Below are 18,464 nucleotides of genomic sequence, written 5' to 3' on the forward strand. Positions count from 1 at the left end.
GATGGCCACGTTGCTCTATCTTCACGGTTTTAACAGCTCACCTGCCTCGGCCAAGGCGACGCAGTTCGGCCAGTGGCTACGCGCGCAGCATCCCGCGATTCGCTTTCTGGTTCCGCAACTGCCTGCTTTCCCGGCTGACGCAGGCGCACTGCTGGAGGAGCAGGTGCTCGCTCTGCCCGGTGAGCCGCTGGGCATTGTCGGCTCGTCGCTGGGCGGGTATTACGCCACCTGGCTTTCCCAGCGATTTGGCTTACCGGCCGTGGTGGTCAATCCCGCCGTGCGGCCATTTGAGCTGCTCACGGATTATCTTGGCGACAACGAGAACCCATACACCGGCCAGCAATATGTGTTAGAGTCTCGCCATATTTACGATCTGAAAGCGATGCAGATTGACCCGTTAACATCGCCGGATCTGCTCTGGCTGATCCAGCAAACGGGTGATGAAGTGCTCGATTACCGCCAGGCTCTGGACTATTACAGCCCCTGCCGCCAGACGGTGGAAGAGGGCGGAAATCACGCTTTTATCGGATTCGAACGCCATTTCTCCCCGATTCTCGACTTCCTGGGCTTATCTTCCGCCTGAAGCGAAGCGCGGAGGCAGGCCACTCTTTTTTAGCCACCAATCAGATTTATACGATGACTCAATCCAGCTACAACGCTGACTCCATTGAGGTACTCAGCGGCCTTGAACCCGTTCGTCGCCGTCCGGGAATGTACACCGATACGTCACGTCCAAACCATTTAGGTCAGGAAGTGATCGATAACAGCGTCGATGAGGCGCTGGCCGGTCATGCCAAACGCATCGAGGTTATCCTTCATGCCGATCAGTCGCTAGAAGTGACGGACGACGGGCGCGGTATGCCTGTCGATATTCACCCGGAAGAGGGTGTGCCCGCCGTTGAGCTGATCTTCTGCCGCCTGCATGCGGGCGGCAAATTCTCAAACAAAAACTATCAGTTCTCCGGTGGCCTGCACGGCGTGGGGATCTCGGTGGTGAATGCCCTTTCAACCCGCGTTGAAGTTACCGTCCGCCGTAATGCGGAAGTGTACGAAATGGCATTTGAGAACGGCGATAAGGTTGAGGATCTCCGCGTAACGGGCACGGTTGGCAAGCGTAATACTGGCACCCGCGTTCGCTTCTGGCCGGATGTTTCCTTCTTTGACAGCCCACGTTTCTCCGTCTCGCGGATGAGCCATCTGCTCAAGGCGAAAGCGGTGCTTTGCCCCGGCGTTGAAATTGTCTTTAAAGACAAGGTCAATAATACCGAGCAGAGCTGGTGCTACGCCGATGGTTTGACGGACTACCTGTGTGAAGCGGTCAACGGTCTGCCGACCCTGCCGGAAAGACCTTTTGTCGGCAGTTTTTCCGGTGACGTCGAGGCGGTTGACTGGGCGCTGCTGTGGCTGCCGGAAGGCGGGGAACTGCTGACGGAGAGCTACGTTAACCTGATCCCGACCATGCAGGGCGGTACGCACGTCAACGGCCTGCGCCAGGGCCTGCTGGATGCGATGCGCGAATTCTGCGAATTTCGCAACATTCTGCCGCGCGGCGTTAAGCTGTCGGCGGAGGATATCTGGGATCGCTGCGCCTATGTGCTGTCGGTCAAGATGCAGGATCCGCAGTTTGCCGGGCAGACCAAAGAGCGCCTCTCTTCCCGGCAGTGCGCCGCCTTTGTTTCCGGCGTGGTGAAAGATGCTTTCAGCCTGTGGCTTAACCAGAACGTGCAGGCGGCCGAACAGCTGGCCGAGCTGGCCATCTCCAGCGCGCAGCGCCGTATGCGCGCGGCTAAAAAAGTGGTGCGTAAAAAGCTGACCAGCGGTCCGGCCCTGCCCGGCAAGCTGGCTGACTGTAGCGCTCAGGATCTCAACCGCACCGAGCTGTTTCTGGTCGAAGGGGATTCAGCGGGTGGCTCGGCGAAGCAGGCGCGCGACCGTGAATATCAGGCGATCATGCCGCTGAAGGGGAAGATCCTCAATACCTGGGAAGTCTCTTCTGACGAAGTGCTGGCCTCGCAGGAAGTGCATGATATCTCGGTGGCGATCGGTATCGATCCCGACAGTGAGGATATGGGCCAGCTGCGCTACGGCAAAATCTGCATTCTCGCGGATGCGGACTCGGATGGCCTGCACATCGCCACGCTGCTCTGTGCGCTGTTTATGCGCCACTTCCGCGCGCTGGTGAAAAATGGTCACGTTTACGTCGCCATGCCGCCGCTATACCGCATCGATCTGGGTAAAGAGGTGTATTACGCGCTGGATGAGGAAGAGAAAGCCGGCATCCTCGATCAGCTCAAGCGTAAAAAGGGTAAACCCAACGTGCAGCGCTTTAAAGGCCTGGGCGAGATGAACCCGCTGCAACTGCGTGAAACCACGCTCGATCCCAATACCCGCCGTCTGGTACAGCTGACGGTGAGCGATGAGGATGTCGATCAGACGCTGGCGGTGATGGATATGCTGCTGGCGAAAAAACGCTCGGAAGACCGGCGTAACTGGCTGCAGGAAAAAGGCGATACCGCCGAAATCGAGGTATAAGACCTTATCAGGGCGGCCCGTCGGCCGCCCTGACCGTTCAGGATGCGCATTGCGTGAAAATCACCCTTGATGAGCTACGTGCCTGGGTGGTAGTGGTCGACACCGGCTCAATTACCGCCGCTGCTGAGCAGCTCTCCCAGACCACTTCCGGCATCAGCCGCGCGTTGAGCAGGCTGGAAAAAAAGCTGCAAACCACGCTGCTGCACCGCACCACCCGTCGCATTGCGCTGACCGAAGAGGGCCAGCTCTTTCTTGCACACGCGCGGGAAATACTGCGCGCGGTAGAAAGCGCGGAGGAGCAGATCGCCCAGCGGCGGGAAATCCCTTCTGGCCGCCTGCGGATCAATGCTGCCACGCCGTTTATGCTGCATGTCATCGTGCCGCTGCTGAATGAATTTACCGCGCGTTATCCCCTGATCCAGCTGGAGCTGAATACCGACGACGTGGTAATTGACCTGCTTGAACAGCAGACGGATATTGCCATTCGCATTGGTGAACTGCGGGATTCCACCATTCATGCCCGATCGCTGGGCTACAGCAAGCTGCGGCTGATGGCCAGTCCGGAATACCTGGCGAAGTACGGTACGCCTGCCAGCGTGGCGGATCTCGCAAATCATCGCCTGCTGGGGTTTAGCCAGCTTGAGCAGCATAATCTGTGGCCGGTCTGGCAGCGCGAAGGGGAGTTTCTGCCGATCGCGCCTTCCGTCTCCGCCTCCAGCGGCGAAACGCTGCGGCAACTGGCGGTGTACGGGCAGGGGATTGTGCGCCTCTCCGATTTTATGAGCCGAGAAGATTGCGCAACCGGGCGACTGGTGCCGGTGCTGGCAGACGTCACCCGGGATATGCATCATCCGATCCACGCGGTTTACTATCGCAACGTCACCCTGTCCCTGCGAATTCGCTGTTTTCTCGACTTTCTCAGCGAATGCATCACGCAGCGGGGATTGTTATAAAACGAAAGCGCGCGTCCATTCCCTGACGATTACGGCGTCTGTTTCGCCGGCTCCAGCACGTAAATTTTAACGTTGAGTACGTCATCCCGGATGCGGGTACGGTGCTGCTCCATATGCTCCGCCTGCTGATGTCCCTCCAGATGGCGCAGGGAATCCCACTGCTCAAGCATAAAGATCGAGTCCGGCGAGTGCTGCTTCCACGGAACCTGTGCGCTATGGTCGGTCAGCGCCTGATAGCCGCCGCATCCCGCTTCCTGCAACACTGTGGGCGTAAGTGTCTCAATGGCCTGTAAAACGGCGGCCCGGCGTCCGGGCTTTACGCAAATTTCAGCAATTACGGTCAGCATAGTGGTTCCTTAACAGCATGAGTATTGAATCAGTTAAGCGAAAATTCCGCCCAGGTGCACCCGGTAGCGTGCGAGGTCTTCGGCAATCATCGGCTGCTTGATCACGTCATTACAGATAAACGTCGGCAACCCTTCCATGCCCAGGAACTGATTGGCCTTGTGGAAATGCAGATAAACACCATCCACACCCACGCCTTCAAAGAACTGCTGTGGATCGGTAAAGGCGTCCAGTGGCGCATTCCACGTCAGTGACAGCATATATTTTTTACCCTGAAGCAGGCCACCAGAGCCATACTTTTTTGCTGCATCGGCGCGGGTGCGCCCATCGCTGGCATAGAGGGCGCCGTGGCCTTCAGTAAAGACTTCATCAATATATTTTTTCAGGATCCAGGGTTCGCCCATCCACCAGCCCGGCATCTGGTATATTACCACGTCGTTCTGCACATACTTTTGGACTTCGTCGGCCAGCACATAACCTTCGTCTACGACGGTGACGCTGACCTCATGGCCTGCATCACGCAAAAAGGCGGTGGCGCAGTCGGTCAGCGTATGGTTAAGCTCGCCTTTGGAATGGGCGAAGGCCTTGCCGGCATCGACGATCAGGATTTTGCTCATGTTTTTCTCTCCAGTTCTTGATTTTGCGGCCAGTCTACGCAGAAAAATTCGCCAGAGAAACGTGCATCCGATCACAACACTGTTGCGCATTAAGCAATAATACGGGCGTGTTGGCCCTTTGATAACGAGAAGAAAATAATGATAAAAACAGGCATCGTCGCACTACTGCTGATATCGGGCAGCGTCTGCGCGCAGTCACACCTTGACCGCGTAAGCCAGAGTAAAACCCTGACGGTTTGCACCACCGGCGACTATAAGCCCTACAGCTACCTGCGCGCTGACGGTCAGTACGAGGGGATTGATGTCAGCCTGGTCGCATCGCTGGCGCAGAGCCTGGGTGCCCAGGTCAAATGGGTGCCGACCCGCTGGAAAATGCTGACGCAGGACTTTCTGGGCAAGCAGTGTGATATCGCCGTGGGCGGCGTCTCCGTCACACTTAAGCGCCAGCAGACCGCCTGGTTCGCCGCGCCGCTGGATACGGACGGCAAAATTCCGCTGGTGCGCTGCGCCGATAAGACCCGCTACCGGTCGATTGCGCAGCTCAATAAGCCCGGGGTTCGCCTGATTGAGCCGGCAGGCGGCACCAATGAGGCTTTTGTGCATCGCTACCTGCCGCAGGCCAGCCTCACCCTGTTTCATGACAACGTGACCATTTTCCAGCAGCTGGTGGATAAAAAGGCTGACGTGATGATAACCGACGCCTCGGAAGCGCTCTATCAGCAGAAGCGCTACCCACAGCTCTGTGCCGTTAATCCGTCAAAGCCGCTGGAGTATGGCGAGAAGGCGTGGATGATCCCCCGTGACGACATGAGCTGGAAGCTCTATATCGACCAGTGGCTGCATCTGAGTAAGGCCTCCGGCGAGTATCAGCAGGTGGTCGGTCAGTGGCTGGCGGCGGCAAAATAAACTCGCAGCGTGGGCAGGATCCACCTGCCCACGTGATTCGCCGTCTGCGCACGGTTACCTGTGACAGCACCAGCCCGGATAAGGTACTATCCTCGCCAAACGACCCCAATGTGACGCGCCGCGCGTGCCGCGATGTGAGGAAAAAACAGCAATGAGTGACCTGACGCAGGATGGTGCAGAGCGTCTTGCCCTGCATAAATTTACGGAAAATGCGTACCTGAACTACTCCATGTACGTCATCATGGACAGGGCGCTTCCCTATATTGGCGATGGTCTTAAACCCGTTCAGCGGCGCATCATCTATGCCATGTCCGAGCTGGGGCTGAATAACAGCGCCAAATTTAAGAAATCGGCCCGTACCGTGGGTGACGTGCTGGGTAAATACCATCCGCACGGCGACAGCGCCTGTTATGAAGCGATGGTGCTGATGGCGCAGCCCTTCTCCTATCGCTATCCGCTGGTAGACGGCCAGGGTAACTGGGGGGCGCCGGACGACCCCAAATCCTTTGCCGCCATGCGTTATACCGAATCCCGCCTGTCTAAATATGCCGAGCTGCTGCTGGGTGAGCTGGGCCAGGGGACGGTGGATTACGTGCCCAATTTCGACGGTACGCTACAGGAGCCTTCCATCCTGCCTGCGCGACTGCCGAACATTTTGCTGAACGGCACGACTGGCATTGCGGTCGGTATGGCGACCGATATACCGCCGCATAACCTGCGTGAAGTGGCGCAGGCTGCCATCACGCTGATCGACTCGCCCAAAGCGACAATCGAAGATCTGCTGGAAATCGTGCAGGGGCCGGACTACCCGACCGAGGCGGAGATCATCACGCCGCGTAACGAAATCCGTAAAATTTATCAGACCGGGCGCGGTTCGGTGCGTATGCGCGCGGTCTGGAAGCGAGAAGAGGGCGACGTGGTGATCACCGCGCTGCCGCATCAGGTTTCCGGCGCGCGCGTGCTGGAGCAGATCGCTGCCCAGATGCGCAATAAAAAGCTGCCGATGGTGGAGGACCTGCGCGATGAGTCCAACCATGAGAACCCAACGCGGCTGGTGATTGTGCCGCGTTCGAATCGCGTGGATATGGAGCAGGTGATGAACCATCTGTTCGCCACCACCGACCTGGAAAAAAGCTACCGCATCAATATGAATATGATCGGGCTGGATAACCGCCCGTCGGTGAAAAACCTGCTGGAAATCATCAGCGAATGGCTGGTTTATCGTCGTGAAACCGTGCGTCGCCGCCTCAGCCATCGCCTGGAAAAAGTGCTCAGGCGCCTGCATATTCTTGAGGGGCTGCTGGTTGCCTTTCTTAATATTGACGAAGTGATCCACATCATTCGCAGCGAAGACGAGCCGAAACAGGTGCTGATGTCGCGCTTCGAGATTAGTGAAACTCAGGCCGAAGCGATCCTTGAGCTGAAATTACGCCATCTTGCCAAACTGGAAGAGATGAAAATTCGCGGTGAGCAGGATGAGCTGGCGAAAGAACGTGACCGTCTTCAGGCTATTCTCGCCTCGGAGCGCAAAATGAATTCGCTGCTGAAAAAAGAGCTTCAGGCCGACAGCGATGCCTACGGTGACGATCGTCGTTCACCGCTGTGCGAGCGGGGCGAAGCAAAGGCGATCAGCGAAAACGAGCTGGTGCCCTCAGAACCGGTCACCATTGTGCTGTCGCAGATGGGCTGGGTACGCAGTGCCAAAGGGCACGATATCGATCCGACCGGGCTGAGTTATAAAGCGGGAGACAGCTACCGCGCCGCAGCCAGGGGCAAAAGCAATCAGCCGGTGGTGTTTATTGACTCGACCGGGCGCAGCTATGCGCTGGAGCCGACGACGTTGCCTTCTGCGCGCGGGCAGGGCGAGCCCCTTACCGGCAAGCTGACGCCGCCGCCGGGTGCCGTAATGGAGCAGGTGCTGATGGAAGCGGATGAGCAGAGGCTGCTCATGGCGTCGGATGCCGGATACGGCTTCGTCTGTACCTTTAGCGATCTGCTCTCACGCAATCGTGCCGGTAAAGCGCTGCTCAGCCTGCCGAAAAATGCCAAAGTGATGACGCCGATGGCTATCCACCACGACGACGACAGGCTGCTTGCTATCACCGCCGCGGGCAGAATGCTGCTGTTCCCGGTGGCTGAGCTGCCGCAGCTGGCAAAAGGCAAAGGCAATAAAATCATCTCTATTCCCTCTGCTCAGGCCGTCGCCGGTGAAGATACGCTGAAATGGTTACTGCTGCTCCCCGAGCAGGCGTCGATCATGCTGCATGCCGGAAAACGTAAGCTCAAAGTGCGACCCGAGGAGCTGGAGAAATTCCGCGCGGAGCGGGGGCGTCGTGGGACGCTGCTGCCGCGAGGATTGCAGAACGTTGAGCGCATAGAGGTCGACGCGCCGGAAAGAGCGGGTGCAGAGGCGCCCGATAGCGAGGAATAATACGCGATGATAAGCCTTTCTTACGCGGCTAACCCGGTGAAAGGCGGCGTATTTCGGTAATTAAGGATATACTTTACCCGCTGGGTAAAGCGTTGAGATTCCCTGTATGTCGGTCCGCTGGCGCGTTTGCGGTCGCGGATTGACCGGGGAGGATCTGGAAGCAATAACGAGGATGTGATGCTCTCAATTTTACGTTTCGCGATCGTGATTATCTGTTCAATCCTGATCAGTGTTTTTGGTTGTATTTATTGCCTTTTTAGCCCGCGTAATCCGCGTCATGTTGCCACCTTTGGGCATCTTTTTGGCCGACTGTCGCCGGTGTTTGGGCTGAAGGTTGAACTGCGCAGGCCCGAAGGGGCAGATAATTACCCGAACGCGATTTACATCGCCAACCATCAGAACAATTACGACATGATTACCGCGGCGAAGATGGTGCAGCCGACAACGGTAACCGTGGGTAAGAAAAGCCTGCTGTGGATCCCCTTTTTCGGGCAGCTCTACTGGCTGACGGGTAATCTGCTGATTGATCGGGAAAACCGCGCATCGGCACATGGTACCATCAGTAAGATGATCGCCCAGTTTAAAAAGAAGCGCATCTCCTTCTGGATGTTCCCGGAGGGGACCCGCAGCCGTGGACGTGGTCTGCTGCCTTTTAAAACCGGCGCTTTTCATGCGGCAATCACGGCGGGCGTGCCGATTATCCCCATCGTCGTCTCCAATACGCACGACAAGATCAAACTGAATCGCCTGCATAATGGACATGTCATTATTGAGATGCTGCCACCGGTGGATACCGCGGCCTTTGCCACACTCTCCGCGCGTAAGCTGGCGACCCACTGCCGCGAGCTCATGTCAGCTAAGCTGGATGAGCTGAATGCGGAAGTGGCGGCGCGCGAGGCTGCTGATAAGCGCGGCGGAAAGTAATCGCTACGTTTCAGGCCCCACACAGCATTCAGAATGACAAATCAGACGTGCAGCGGGTCATCAGGCTGTTTTTTTAGGTTACGGAGTTGGTATGTCCTTCAGTCGACGTCAGTTTATTCAGGCATCGGGCGTTGCCCTGTGCGCCAGTGCACTGCCCGTACGCGCTTATGCGGCCGGACCCGGAGTCGCCTTACCGGTCCCGCCGCTTATTGAGTCGCGTCGCGGGCAGCCTGTTTTTCTGACCCTGCAACGCAGCCACTGGTCATTCACCGAGGGCAGCAAGGCGCAGGTGTGGGGGATCAACGGTCTCTACCTTGGCCCGACGGTACGGGTATGGAACGGTGACGACGTCAAACTGATCTACAGTAACCGCCTGGCTGAACCGGTCTCGATGACCATCAGCGGACTGCATCTGCCCGGCGCGCTGGCGGGCGGTGCGCCCCGGCTCATGTCTCCCGGCGTGGACTGGGCGCCGGTGCTCCCGGTGCGCCAGGCGGCGGCAACCTGTTGGTATCATGCCAATACGCCCAATCATATGGCCCCTCATGTTTATAACGGGCTGGCGGGCATGTGGCTTGTCGAAGATGAGTTGAGCAAGTCACTGCCGCTGCCAAATCACTATGGCGTTGATGATTTTCCCCTGATTATTCAGGACAAGCGTCTGGATAACTTCGGTTCGCCGCAGTATGACCCGCCTTCCAGCGGCGGCTTCGTGGGGGATACGCTGCTGGTTAACGGCGTACAGAATCCCTGGGTTGAAGTCTCTCGTGGATGGGTTCGCCTGCGGCTGCTGAACGCCTCAAACTCGCGACGCTACCAGCTCCAGCTGAGCGATGGTCGTCCGCTAAACGTTATTGCCAGCGATCAGGGTTTTCTTGCCGCGCCGGTGGCGGTGCAGCAGCTTTCGCTGGCGCCGGGCGAGCGTCGGGAGGTGCTGGTCGATATGAGTAAGGGTGATGAGGTTTCCGTGACGGCTGGAATGCCTGCGGGTCTGGTGGACCGCCTGCGCGGCCTGTTTGAGCCTTCGAGCATTCTCACCTCCACCCTGATCCTGACGCTCCGACCAACCGGGCTGCTGCCGCTGATGACCGATAACCTGCCGATGCGCTTACTGGCCGACCAGGTCATTGAGGGCAGCGTCAGCCGCACGCGAGAGTTCACGCTGGGCGACAGCATCGCCGGTATTAATGGGGCGCTTTGGGATATGACGCGGATCGACAACAGCGCGCAGCAGGGAACCTTTGAACGCTGGATCATTCATGCCGATCTGCCGCAGTCGTTCCATATTCAGGGCGTGATGTTTCTGATTAAAAACGTCAATGGCGCGCAGCCGATGGCTGAAGATCGCGGCTGGAAGGATACCGTCTGGGTGGACGGCAGCGTTGAGCTGTTCGTTTCGTTTGTTCAGTACTCTTCCGATCACTTCCCCTTTGTCTATTACAGCCAGACGCTGGAAATGGCCGATCGGGGTAGCGCGGGTCAGCTTTTGGTACAGCCGGCGGGGTAACGTCCGCGGAAACGGGCCTGGCGTTAATCAGGCCCGTTCGTGCGCAGACGGATCGCTTAGTTCAGCTCGTCAGGATCCGGACCCAGGCGATTGCCCCTGTCCAGCGTGGCGATCTCACTAATTTCTGGTTTTTCCAGACGGAAGTCGAAAACCTTAAAGTTCTCTTCAATACGCGATGGCGTGACCGATTTCGGGATCACCACCAGACCGCTGTCCAGATGCCAGCGGATAACGATCTGCGCGGGGGTTTTGCCATACTTTTTCGCCAGGTTTTTGATGATCTCCTGATCGAATACGCCTTTCCCCCCCTGCGCCAGCGGGCTCCACGATTCGGTCTGGATTTGATGCATTGCGTTCCAGGCATGAAGCGTGCGCTGTTGCATCATCGGATGCAGCTCAATCTGATTGATGACCGGGCTGACGCCGGTTTCGTCCAGCAGGCGTTTCAGGTGGGCCTGCTGGAAGTTACAGACGCCAATACTTTTGGTCAGGCCCTGTTTCTGTAGCTCAATCATCGCCTTCCATGCTTCAACGTAGTTATCTTTCGCCGGGCAGGGCCAGTGCATCAGGTAGAGATCGACGCTCTGTAGCTGGAGCTTTTTCAGGCTGGTTTCAATGGCCTGTTCCGCATTCAGCTGGTCGTCATTCCACAGCTTGGTGGTTACAAAGATATCGTCACGCGCGACGTCAGTTTCCTGCAGCGCCTGACCAATCCCTTCTTCATTTTTATAGATAGCGGCGGTGTCGATAGCGCGATAGCCCACCTCAAGCGCCTTGACGGCTGCCTGACGTGCATCGTCGATGCTGGCCTGCCAGACGCCCAGACCTATTTGCGGCATCATGTTGCCGTCGTGGAGTTTAATTACAGGTTGTTCAGCCATGTTCTCTCCTTTATCGCATTTTATCCGGTACGCTTTGCCGGTTAGTGTCACTAAGCTTAGCTGAGTTTATCGCACGCTTTGAGAAATCTTCTTGTGCAGGGTGTTTCATCCTGATGCCGGATGCGTTCACCGTATTCACTGCTTATTCCTGCCAAAGGATTGCCCAATTCTCCACGGCTCTGGAGAAAGATGAAAGAAGCGTTCATCATGTCAAAAGGAATTTAAGAGGGTGAGAATGGTTATGGATCGTAATGCGCTGTGCTCCCGACTTGCTCAGCAGGTCATTGCCCTGAAAGAGGCACCTTCGCTGTCAATGGTGCCTGACATCAAGCTGCTGTACGTCGACCGGCCGAGCGGACGCACCCCGGTAATGTACTCATCGGGGATTGTGATCCTTTTCCAGGGGCATAAAACCGGTTATCTGGGCAATCACGTTTTTCACTATGACGCCACCAAATACCTGATGCTGACGGTGACCTTGCCCTTTGAGTGCGAAACCTTCGCGACTGCGGAAGAGCCGCTGGTGGGGATGTTGCTCAATGTGGATTCCACCCGCTTACAGGATCTGCTGATTGATATTGGCGATGACGACAGCTTTCACCCCGCGCCGCAGACGCGGGGAATACATACGGCATCCCTGACCGGGGAGATGCTGTGCGCCGCAGAGAGGCTGCTGGACGTCATGGCTAATCCGCGCGATGCCCGCGTGCTCGGGCCACAGATTGTGCGTGAAATTCTCTATTATGTCCTGCTGGGTCCCTGCGGGGGTGCCCTGCTGGCGCAGGTCAGTCGTCAGACTCAGTTCAGCCAGATAGCCCGCGCGCTGCGGCGGATTGAGCATAACTACCGGGATAACATGAGCGTGGATCAGCTGGCCGCAGAGGTGAATATGAGCGTCTCGGCGTTTCATCATAACTTTAAGGCGGTCACCAGCACTTCGCCGTTACAGTACCTGAAAAGCTACCGACTGCATCAGGCGCGGATGATGATGTTGCAGGAGGGGCTGAAAGCGAGTACGGCGGCAATGCGGGTGGGTTATGAAAGCGCATCACAGTTTTCTCGTGAGTTTAAACGCTATTTTGGCGTCACGCCGGGGGAAGAAGTGATGCGCATGCGGCAAACGGTATAAGAAGAGGGCCGGAACACCGGCCCTACAGAGAGGACTTTTTGCGCCTGATAACCAGCGTGATGCTACCCACCAGACCTACGCACAACAATACCAGAGGCAGAATCATCAGGATCGCCATAACCTGATCTTCATGGCGCTTAATAAAAGGAACCTGACTGATAGCGTAGCCTAGCGACACCAGAATCGTGACCCACAGCAGGCCGCTAAGCCAGTTGAACAGCTGGAAACGGCTGTTCTTCAGGCCGGAAATTCCCGCCATCGTAGGCAGAATGGTGCGAACAAACGCCAGAAAGCGCCCAACCAGCAGCGCCATCAGGCCGTGGCGATGAAACAAACTCCACGCCCGCTGGTGGTACTGCGCGGGCAAATGCATCAGCCAGCTTTTGACCAGCCGGGTATTCCCCAGCCAGCGGCCCTGAAGATAGCTCAGCCAGCAGCCGAGGCTGGCGGCAAGGGTGAGGATCAGCAGCGTCGGCATAAATGCCATAACGCCTTTCGCAATCATGGCCCCGGCCAGCAGCAACAGGCTGTCACCGGGCAGAAAAGAGGCGGGCAACAGGCCGTTTTCAAGCAGCAGAGTGATAAACATAATGCCGTAGACAATCCATATCACATCCGGATTGGCGAGCGCAGCAAAATCCTGATGCCACAATGCCCGCACAATCTCGTGTAGTACACCCATTTCATATCCCAGTGAATACGTTAGTTGGTCAATTGTACGCGTTATTCGGCTCGTTAACCTTGATCGATGCCCATTGCTCTCTGTCGTTTGGTTTTTATTTACTTATTCATCCTGCTCAGGCTTCAAGACGGGCAAAGCCAGCGGCCAGATCGGCAATCAAATCGTCTGCGTTTTCCAGGCCGATATGCACTCTCACCAGCGTTCCGCTAAAATCCACGCCCTTCGCCGGACGTATTGCCTCCAGCTCCTCAGGCTGGTTAGCGAGGATTAGCGACTCATAGCCTCCCCATGAGTAGGCCATACTGAAATGCTCAAAGTGATCCAGATAGTGGGCAAGCTGCGCATCGCTCAGGCGTTCTTTCAGCACAAAGGAGAACAGGCCGCTGCTGCCGGTAAAGTCACGCTTCCAGAATGCGTGTCCCCGACATTCAGGCAGCGCCGGGTGATTCACCACCGCCACTTCAGGACGCGCCGCCAGCCACTGTGCGATGTGGATAGCGCTCTCCTGATGCTGGCGCAGACGCACGGCGAGCGTACGCAGGCCGCGACTTGCCATGTAGGCGGTATCCGCGTCCACCATCTGCCCCATCAGATAGGAGTTCTCACGCAGCTGGGGCCAGCAGCGTTCATTTGCTACCGCGGTGCCGATCATGGCATCTGAATGGCCGATCAGGTATTTGGTACCGGCCTGGATAGAGATATCAATGCCAAAGGCCAGCGCCGGAAAGAGGATCCCTGCGGCCCAGGTATTGTCGATCATGATGACGGCGTCCGGCGCCACACGGCGCACCGCCGAGACAATGGCAGGAATATCCTGAACTTCCATGGTGATGGAGGCCGGGGATTCCAGGAAGACCACTTTGGTGTTGGGCTGGACTAACTCTGCAATCTCATCGCCAATATTGTGATCGAACCACTGGGTTGAGACATTCATTTTACTGAGAATTTTGCTGCAAAAATCCTGAGTGGGCTCATACACCGATCCCGCCATCAGCACATTGTCACCAGCGGCAACAAAAGCGAGGATGGCATTAGCGACGGCCGCCGCTCCACAGGGATAAAGCGCACAGCCCGCGCCGCCTTCCAGTTCGGTCATGGCGTCCTGAAGAGAGAAGTGGGTGAGCGTGCCGCGACGACCATAGAAAAGATCACGGTCTGCGCGCCCTGCCGCGGCGCGTTTTTTCTCTGCCACGCTGTCGAATACCAGTGATGACGCCCGTTGAATCACGCTGTTAACGGCGCCCTGGGTATAGCGTTTGCTGCGGCCAGCGGCGATCAGCGTGGTTTCGATTTTTTTTCTGCTCATCAATTGCCCAGTCTGAGAAAGGTTGATTTCTAACGTTAACACGGCGCGCCTGATGACGAAATTGAGCAATGCGCTGTATGACAAAGTTTCAGTCTGAAGCCAGAAAAGCGCTGATAAATGCGGGAATAAAGCGGGTAGATGTAAATACTAATGATAACCACTATCAATTCAGCATTGATTTGGTATGATCCTGACTGGTTTTTTGCTTTTAGTTGATTTCCGTTGGAGAGACAGCGTGACGAATGATTTGATGCAGACGGATCTTTCCGTGTGGGGCATGTACCATCATGCAGACATCGTGGTTAAAGTGGTAATGATCGGACTGCTGCTGGCATCGGTCGTCACCTGGGCAATATTTTTCAGCAAAAGCGCAGAACTGAGTTCCGCAAAGCGTCGTCTGAAGCGTGAGCAGCAGTCACTGGCTGAGGCGCGCTCGCTACCCGAGGCCTCGAAGACCTGCGCAACCTTTAATGCGGCCAGCCTGACGGCGCTGCTGCTGAAAGAAGCGGAAGATGAGCTACAGCTTTCGCAGGGCTCTGACGACAATGATGGTATCAAAGAGCGCACCGCCTTCCGACTGGAGCGCCGCGTCGCATTCTTCAGCCGCCATGCAGGCCGGGGTAACGGATTCCTGGCGACGGTAGGCTCAATTGCCCCCTTTGTCGGCCTGTTCGGCACCGTGTGGGGAATCATGAACAGCTTTATCGGCATTGCACAGACGCAGACCACCAATCTGGCGGTCGTCGCGCCGGGTATCGCGGAAGCGCTGCTGGCCACCGCCGTGGGTTTGATTGCGGCAATCCCGGCCGTGGTCATCTATAACGTTTTTGCCCGCATGATCGCTAATTACAAGGCATCAATGGGCGACGTTGCGGCGCAGATCCTGCTGCTGCAAAGCCGCGATCTGGATCTGGCGGCCAGCAATGATTCACCGCGCCACGCCGCCGCTCACAAACTGCGGGTGGGCTAAGTACGATGGCGATGCGATTGAATGAAGATCACGAAAGCAACGGCGAAATGCATGAGATTAACGTCACGCCGTTTATCGACGTGATGCTGGTGCTGCTGATCATCTTTATGGTCGCCGCGCCGCTGGCGACAGTTGACGTCCGCGTTAACCTGCCTGCTTCTACCAGTACGCCGCAGCCACGTCCCGATAAGCCCGTTTATCTTTCGATTAAGGCCGATAGGCAGTTGTTTATTGGCAATAATGCGGTGACAGACGAGACGCTGGTTAATGCCCTGAACGATCAGACGGCGGGTAATAAAGAAACCACCATTTTCTTCCAGGCCGATAAGTCGGTGGATTATGCCACGCTGATGGGGGTTATGGATAAGCTGCGTCAGGCGGGTTATTTGAAGATTGGCCTGATGGGTATGGAAACCACCGCGAAGTAGCTGACTGGACTGGTCGCGAGCGGGCGTTAAAGGAGTAGGGACTATTGCCCGGTGTCAGGTATTTCGGCATCCTGTTGCCAGGTTGCCAGGTTGCCAGGTTGCCAGGTTGCCAGGTTGCCAGGTTGCCAGGTTAGGTTGTAATACCTGCGACGCCGGTGGACAATCCCAGCGTTTGCCGGGCGTCCTCACGCCACGCTCTGCGTGGTGCCTTTGGCTCCGACGCCAGGCCGGACGGCCCGGTCGCGAGCGGGCGTCCCTGCCCGCCGCTCCCTGAGAGCAGCATCCCTGCTGCTCTCGCCTGGCCCTCCGTCTTCGCCGCAGCGCTGCGGATTGCCCGACAATCGCAGGGATTGTCCACCTCTCAGGCGCCTGAATTGCTTTTAGTGAAACCGCCTTTAACCCACAGCCAGCACAATACAATAAGCAGACGGGTGGGGCCTGGTGACAGGCATTCCGATACCCTGCCTGTTGGCAGGCCGGTCGTACAGGCTGTAATACCTGCAATCCCGGTGGACAATCCCAGCGTTTGCCGGGCGTCCTCACGCCACGCTCCGCGTGGTGCCTTTGGCTCCGACTCCGGGCCGGACGGCCCGGTCGCGAGCGGGCGTCCCTGCCCGCCGCTCCCTGAGTGCAGCATCCCTGCTGCCCTCGCCTGGCCCTCCGTCTTCGCCGCAGCGCTGCGGATTGCCCGTCAACCGCAGGGATTGTCCACCTCTCAGGCTTTTGAGTTGCTTTTACCCGCAGTCAGCACAATACAATAAGCAGGCGGGTGGGGCCCGGTGACAGGCATTCCGCAGCGCTGAGTGCAGTAAGGAAGACCCGGATGGGCCAGCAGGGATGCTGGCACAAGGGCATGCCGGGACAGGGATGTCCCGTCATGCCCGGTCCGAAAGGTCGACGAGCGGAGCGAAGGGACCGCGCCACGCGCGGCGCGAGGACCGCCAGGCACCGGGCCCCACCCGTAGGCGACACCTCCAGCTTTTGTAGCACCGGGCCCCACCCGTAGGCGACACCTCCAGCTTTTGTAGCACCGGGCCCCACCCGTAGGCGACACCCCAGGCTTTTGTAGCGCCGGGCCCCACCCGTAGGCGACATCCCAGGCTTTTGTAGCGCCGGGCCCCCCCCCCAGGCGACACCCCAGGCTTTTGTAGCGCCGGGCCCCCCCCCAGGCGACACCTCCAGCTCTTGTAGCGCCGCGCACCATATGCAGACACCACCAGGCATCATGCCCCATTCACTGCCCGAACTTAAACCTGAGCCAGCGGAGCCGCCGTATTCTTAATCTGATACTGACGGACCAGACGCTTAATAATCATGGTGCCAAGCAGGCCACAAACGGCGGCAATGGTTAGCCAGACGCCGGGCATCGCCTTATCGCCTGTCGAGTGAATCAGATAACTGCAGATTGCCGGGGTGAAGCCGCCGAACAGCGCGGTAGCGAGACTGTAAGCCAGTGAAAAGCCCGTGGCACGCACCTCGGCGGGCATAATCTCCGCCAGATACACCACCATTGCGCCGTTATAGCTGGCATAAAGAAAGGAGAGCCACAGCTCGGCTTCCAGCAGATGCGCAAACGTTGGTGACCCCACCAGCCAGTGCAGAACCGGCCAGGCAGTGGCGATCATCAGCACGCTAAACAGAATCAGCAGCGGGCGGCGGCCATAACGGTCGGAAACCGAGCCCATAATGGGCAGCCATATCAGGTTAGACAGCCCTACGCACAGCGTGACAAAAAAGCTCTGTTTATCGCTCATCATCAGCACCGTTTTGCCAAACGTCGGCGTAAAAGCGGTGATCATATAAAACATCACCGTGGTGGTCACCACCATCAACATCCCCGCCAGCACCAGCGGCCAGTTACTGGCTACCGACCTGACAATCTGCTTCATCGAAGGGTGTACCTTGCGCTGGCTGAACTCCTCGGTTTCCTCCAGCATACGGCGGATCCAAAACAAAAACGGCACGATCATACAGCCAATCACAAACGGAATACGCCAGCCCCAGTCGGTGACCTGATCCTTTTCCAGTAAATGATTCAGTCCCAGCCCAAGCAGTGCGGCAAATATAACTGCCACCTGCTGGCTGCCCGACTGCCAGCTGACAAAGAAACCCTTGCGCTTAGGAGGAGCCATCTCAGCCAGATACACCGAAACGCCGCCCAGCTCCACGCCAGCCGAGAAGCCCTGTAGCAGACGCCCCAGCAAAATCAGAATCGGCGCGGCGACGCCCAGCGTATTGTATCCCGGCACTACGGCGATGGTCAGCGTTCCCAGCGCCATCAGTCCCAGTGTGACCAGCAGCCCTTTACGGCGTCCGTGATGGTCGATAAATGAGCCAAGAATGATGGCACCGAGCGGACGCATCAGGAAGCCAGCGCCAAAGGTCATTAGCGTCAGCATCAGGGAAGCAAAGGGGTTATCACCGGGGAAGAAGGTTTTGGCAATGGCGGTCGCGTAGTAGCCGAACACCATAAAATCATACATCTCCAGAAAATTACCGCTGGTTACGGTGAAAATAGTTCTGGCATGGCTTCGCGGTTTTTTTGCGGGTGGGGAGAAAACAGTCATACAGCATCCTTTAGTTTTTCCCCCCTTTTAGCCTGTCAGTAAATATTTTAATGTGATCGATATCACTGTTAAAGCTTAACTATCGTATTACATGGGTAACAAATAGTTAACACAATGCTGGAGGTATAGCGGCCTGTGAAACGCGCGATGGCTCACTTCTGCTGGTTCTCCCTGACGCAAGATTCATCAAGGCCCGATAGTTACGAGGGCTAATTTCGCCACATTGACCGTACTTTCCATTGAGAGATCCACTATCACGTGACATTGGCCGTACTTTCCAGTGAGA

At 57.2% G+C, this 18,464-nt stretch carries 18 protein-coding genes; 10 read left to right on the forward strand and 8 right to left on the reverse strand.

Going from position 1 to position 18,464, the window contains the following annotated elements:
• Nucleotide 1 precedes the first annotated feature (1 nt).
• Genes yqiA through AC4PCC_RS02950 form a run of 3 tightly spaced genes read left to right on the forward strand, consistent with a single transcriptional unit; the run spans nucleotide 2 to nucleotide 3,485 of the window.
• Nucleotides 2-583: an esterase YqiA gene (yqiA, locus tag AC4PCC_RS02940; RefSeq protein ID WP_492126347.1), complete on the forward strand. Its 582-nt coding sequence runs from the start codon at nucleotides 2-4 to the stop codon at nucleotides 581-583.
• Between the two features lie 53 nt (nucleotides 584-636).
• Nucleotides 637-2,532, forward strand: a complete 1,896-nt coding sequence (parE, locus tag AC4PCC_RS02945; RefSeq protein ID WP_492126348.1) for a DNA topoisomerase IV subunit B — start codon at nucleotides 637-639, stop codon at nucleotides 2,530-2,532.
• 53 nt (nucleotides 2,533-2,585) lie between these two features.
• Nucleotides 2,586-3,485, forward strand: a complete 900-nt coding sequence (locus AC4PCC_RS02950) for a LysR substrate-binding domain-containing protein (RefSeq protein ID WP_345828966.1) — start codon at nucleotides 2,586-2,588, stop codon at nucleotides 3,483-3,485.
• Nucleotides 3,486-3,514: 29 nt separating this feature from the next.
• Here AC4PCC_RS02950 and AC4PCC_RS02955 read toward each other — a convergent pair whose 3' ends face one another.
• Together AC4PCC_RS02955 and AC4PCC_RS02960 are read right to left on the reverse strand one after the other, a co-directional pair.
• The gene (locus AC4PCC_RS02955) at nucleotides 3,515-3,832 is read right to left on the reverse strand and encodes a putative quinol monooxygenase (RefSeq protein WP_067706228.1); all 318 of its coding nucleotides are present in this window, start codon (nucleotides 3,830-3,832) and stop codon (nucleotides 3,515-3,517) included.
• A 33-nt stretch (nucleotides 3,833-3,865) separates the two neighbouring features.
• Nucleotides 3,866-4,447 (reverse strand): NAD(P)H-dependent oxidoreductase, encoded by a 582-nt coding sequence (locus AC4PCC_RS02960; protein WP_492126349.1) that lies wholly within the window; start codon nucleotides 4,445-4,447, stop codon nucleotides 3,866-3,868.
• A 138-nt stretch (nucleotides 4,448-4,585) separates the two neighbouring features.
• On the opposite strand from AC4PCC_RS02960, the gene AC4PCC_RS02965 reads away from it, so the two are divergent.
• From AC4PCC_RS02965 to ftsP, 4 genes are all read left to right on the forward strand, one after another.
• Entirely contained in the window at nucleotides 4,586-5,353 is a 768-nt protein-coding gene (locus AC4PCC_RS02965; RefSeq protein WP_492126350.1) for a transporter substrate-binding domain-containing protein, read from the forward strand.
• A gap of 151 nt (nucleotides 5,354-5,504) precedes the next feature.
• The gene (parC, locus tag AC4PCC_RS02970; RefSeq protein ID WP_492126351.1) at nucleotides 5,505-7,784 is read left to right on the forward strand and encodes a DNA topoisomerase IV subunit A; all 2,280 of its coding nucleotides are present in this window, start codon (nucleotides 5,505-5,507) and stop codon (nucleotides 7,782-7,784) included.
• A 177-nt stretch (nucleotides 7,785-7,961) separates the two neighbouring features.
• Complete coding sequence (locus AC4PCC_RS02975) at nucleotides 7,962-8,708, forward strand: 1-acylglycerol-3-phosphate O-acyltransferase (RefSeq protein ID WP_492126352.1); 747 nt, start codon at nucleotides 7,962-7,964, stop codon at nucleotides 8,706-8,708.
• 91 nt (nucleotides 8,709-8,799) lie between these two features.
• Nucleotides 8,800-10,215, forward strand: coding sequence for a cell division protein FtsP (ftsP, locus tag AC4PCC_RS02980; protein ID WP_492126353.1), 1,416 nt, complete (start codon nucleotides 8,800-8,802; stop codon nucleotides 10,213-10,215).
• A gap of 56 nt (nucleotides 10,216-10,271) precedes the next feature.
• Here the strand turns inward: ftsP and dkgA are convergent, their stop codons facing one another.
• Entirely contained in the window at nucleotides 10,272-11,096 is an 825-nt protein-coding gene (gene dkgA, locus AC4PCC_RS02985; RefSeq protein ID WP_416247991.1) for a 2,5-didehydrogluconate reductase DkgA, read from the reverse strand.
• A gap of 241 nt (nucleotides 11,097-11,337) precedes the next feature.
• Between dkgA and AC4PCC_RS02990 the strand changes: the two genes are divergently transcribed.
• A complete protein-coding gene (locus tag AC4PCC_RS02990) occupies nucleotides 11,338-12,225 on the forward strand; it encodes an AraC family transcriptional regulator (protein ID WP_492127445.1) in 888 nt (295 codons plus the stop codon).
• Nucleotides 12,226-12,247: 22 nt separating this feature from the next.
• Here the strand turns inward: AC4PCC_RS02990 and AC4PCC_RS02995 are convergent, their stop codons facing one another.
• Both AC4PCC_RS02995 and metC read right to left on the reverse strand, forming a co-directional pair.
• Nucleotides 12,248-12,907: a DedA family protein gene (locus tag AC4PCC_RS02995; protein ID WP_067706242.1), complete on the reverse strand. Its 660-nt coding sequence runs from the start codon at nucleotides 12,905-12,907 to the stop codon at nucleotides 12,248-12,250.
• 115 nt (nucleotides 12,908-13,022) lie between these two features.
• Nucleotides 13,023-14,213, reverse strand: a complete 1,191-nt coding sequence (gene metC / locus AC4PCC_RS03000) for a cystathionine beta-lyase (protein WP_492126354.1) — start codon at nucleotides 14,211-14,213, stop codon at nucleotides 13,023-13,025.
• Nucleotides 14,214-14,448: 235 nt separating this feature from the next.
• Here metC and exbB point away from each other — a divergent pair, with 235 nt between their 5' ends.
• Together exbB and exbD are read left to right on the forward strand one after the other, a co-directional pair.
• The gene (gene exbB, locus AC4PCC_RS03005) at nucleotides 14,449-15,183 is read left to right on the forward strand and encodes a tol-pal system-associated acyl-CoA thioesterase (protein WP_492126355.1); all 735 of its coding nucleotides are present in this window, start codon (nucleotides 14,449-14,451) and stop codon (nucleotides 15,181-15,183) included.
• Nucleotides 15,184-15,188: 5 nt separating this feature from the next.
• Complete coding sequence (gene exbD / locus AC4PCC_RS03010; RefSeq protein ID WP_492126356.1) at nucleotides 15,189-15,611, forward strand: TonB system transport protein ExbD; 423 nt, start codon at nucleotides 15,189-15,191, stop codon at nucleotides 15,609-15,611.
• Between the two features lie 130 nt (nucleotides 15,612-15,741).
• Here exbD and AC4PCC_RS03015 read toward each other — a convergent pair whose 3' ends face one another.
• From AC4PCC_RS03015 to AC4PCC_RS03025, 3 genes are all read right to left on the reverse strand, one after another.
• Nucleotides 15,742-15,969 (reverse strand): hypothetical protein, encoded by a 228-nt coding sequence (locus AC4PCC_RS03015; protein ID WP_492126357.1) that lies wholly within the window; start codon nucleotides 15,967-15,969, stop codon nucleotides 15,742-15,744.
• 3 nt (nucleotides 15,970-15,972) lie between these two features.
• On the reverse strand, nucleotides 15,973-16,248 hold the full coding sequence (locus AC4PCC_RS03020) for a hypothetical protein (protein ID WP_492126358.1): 276 nt from the start codon (nucleotides 16,246-16,248) through the stop codon (nucleotides 15,973-15,975).
• Between the two features lie 610 nt (nucleotides 16,249-16,858).
• Nucleotides 16,859-18,178: an MFS transporter gene (locus tag AC4PCC_RS03025; RefSeq protein WP_492126359.1), complete on the reverse strand. Its 1,320-nt coding sequence runs from the start codon at nucleotides 18,176-18,178 to the stop codon at nucleotides 16,859-16,861.
• Between the last annotated feature and the right edge of the window lie 286 nt (nucleotides 18,179-18,464).

The organism is Erwinia sp. L03-1, assembly GCF_058686115.1.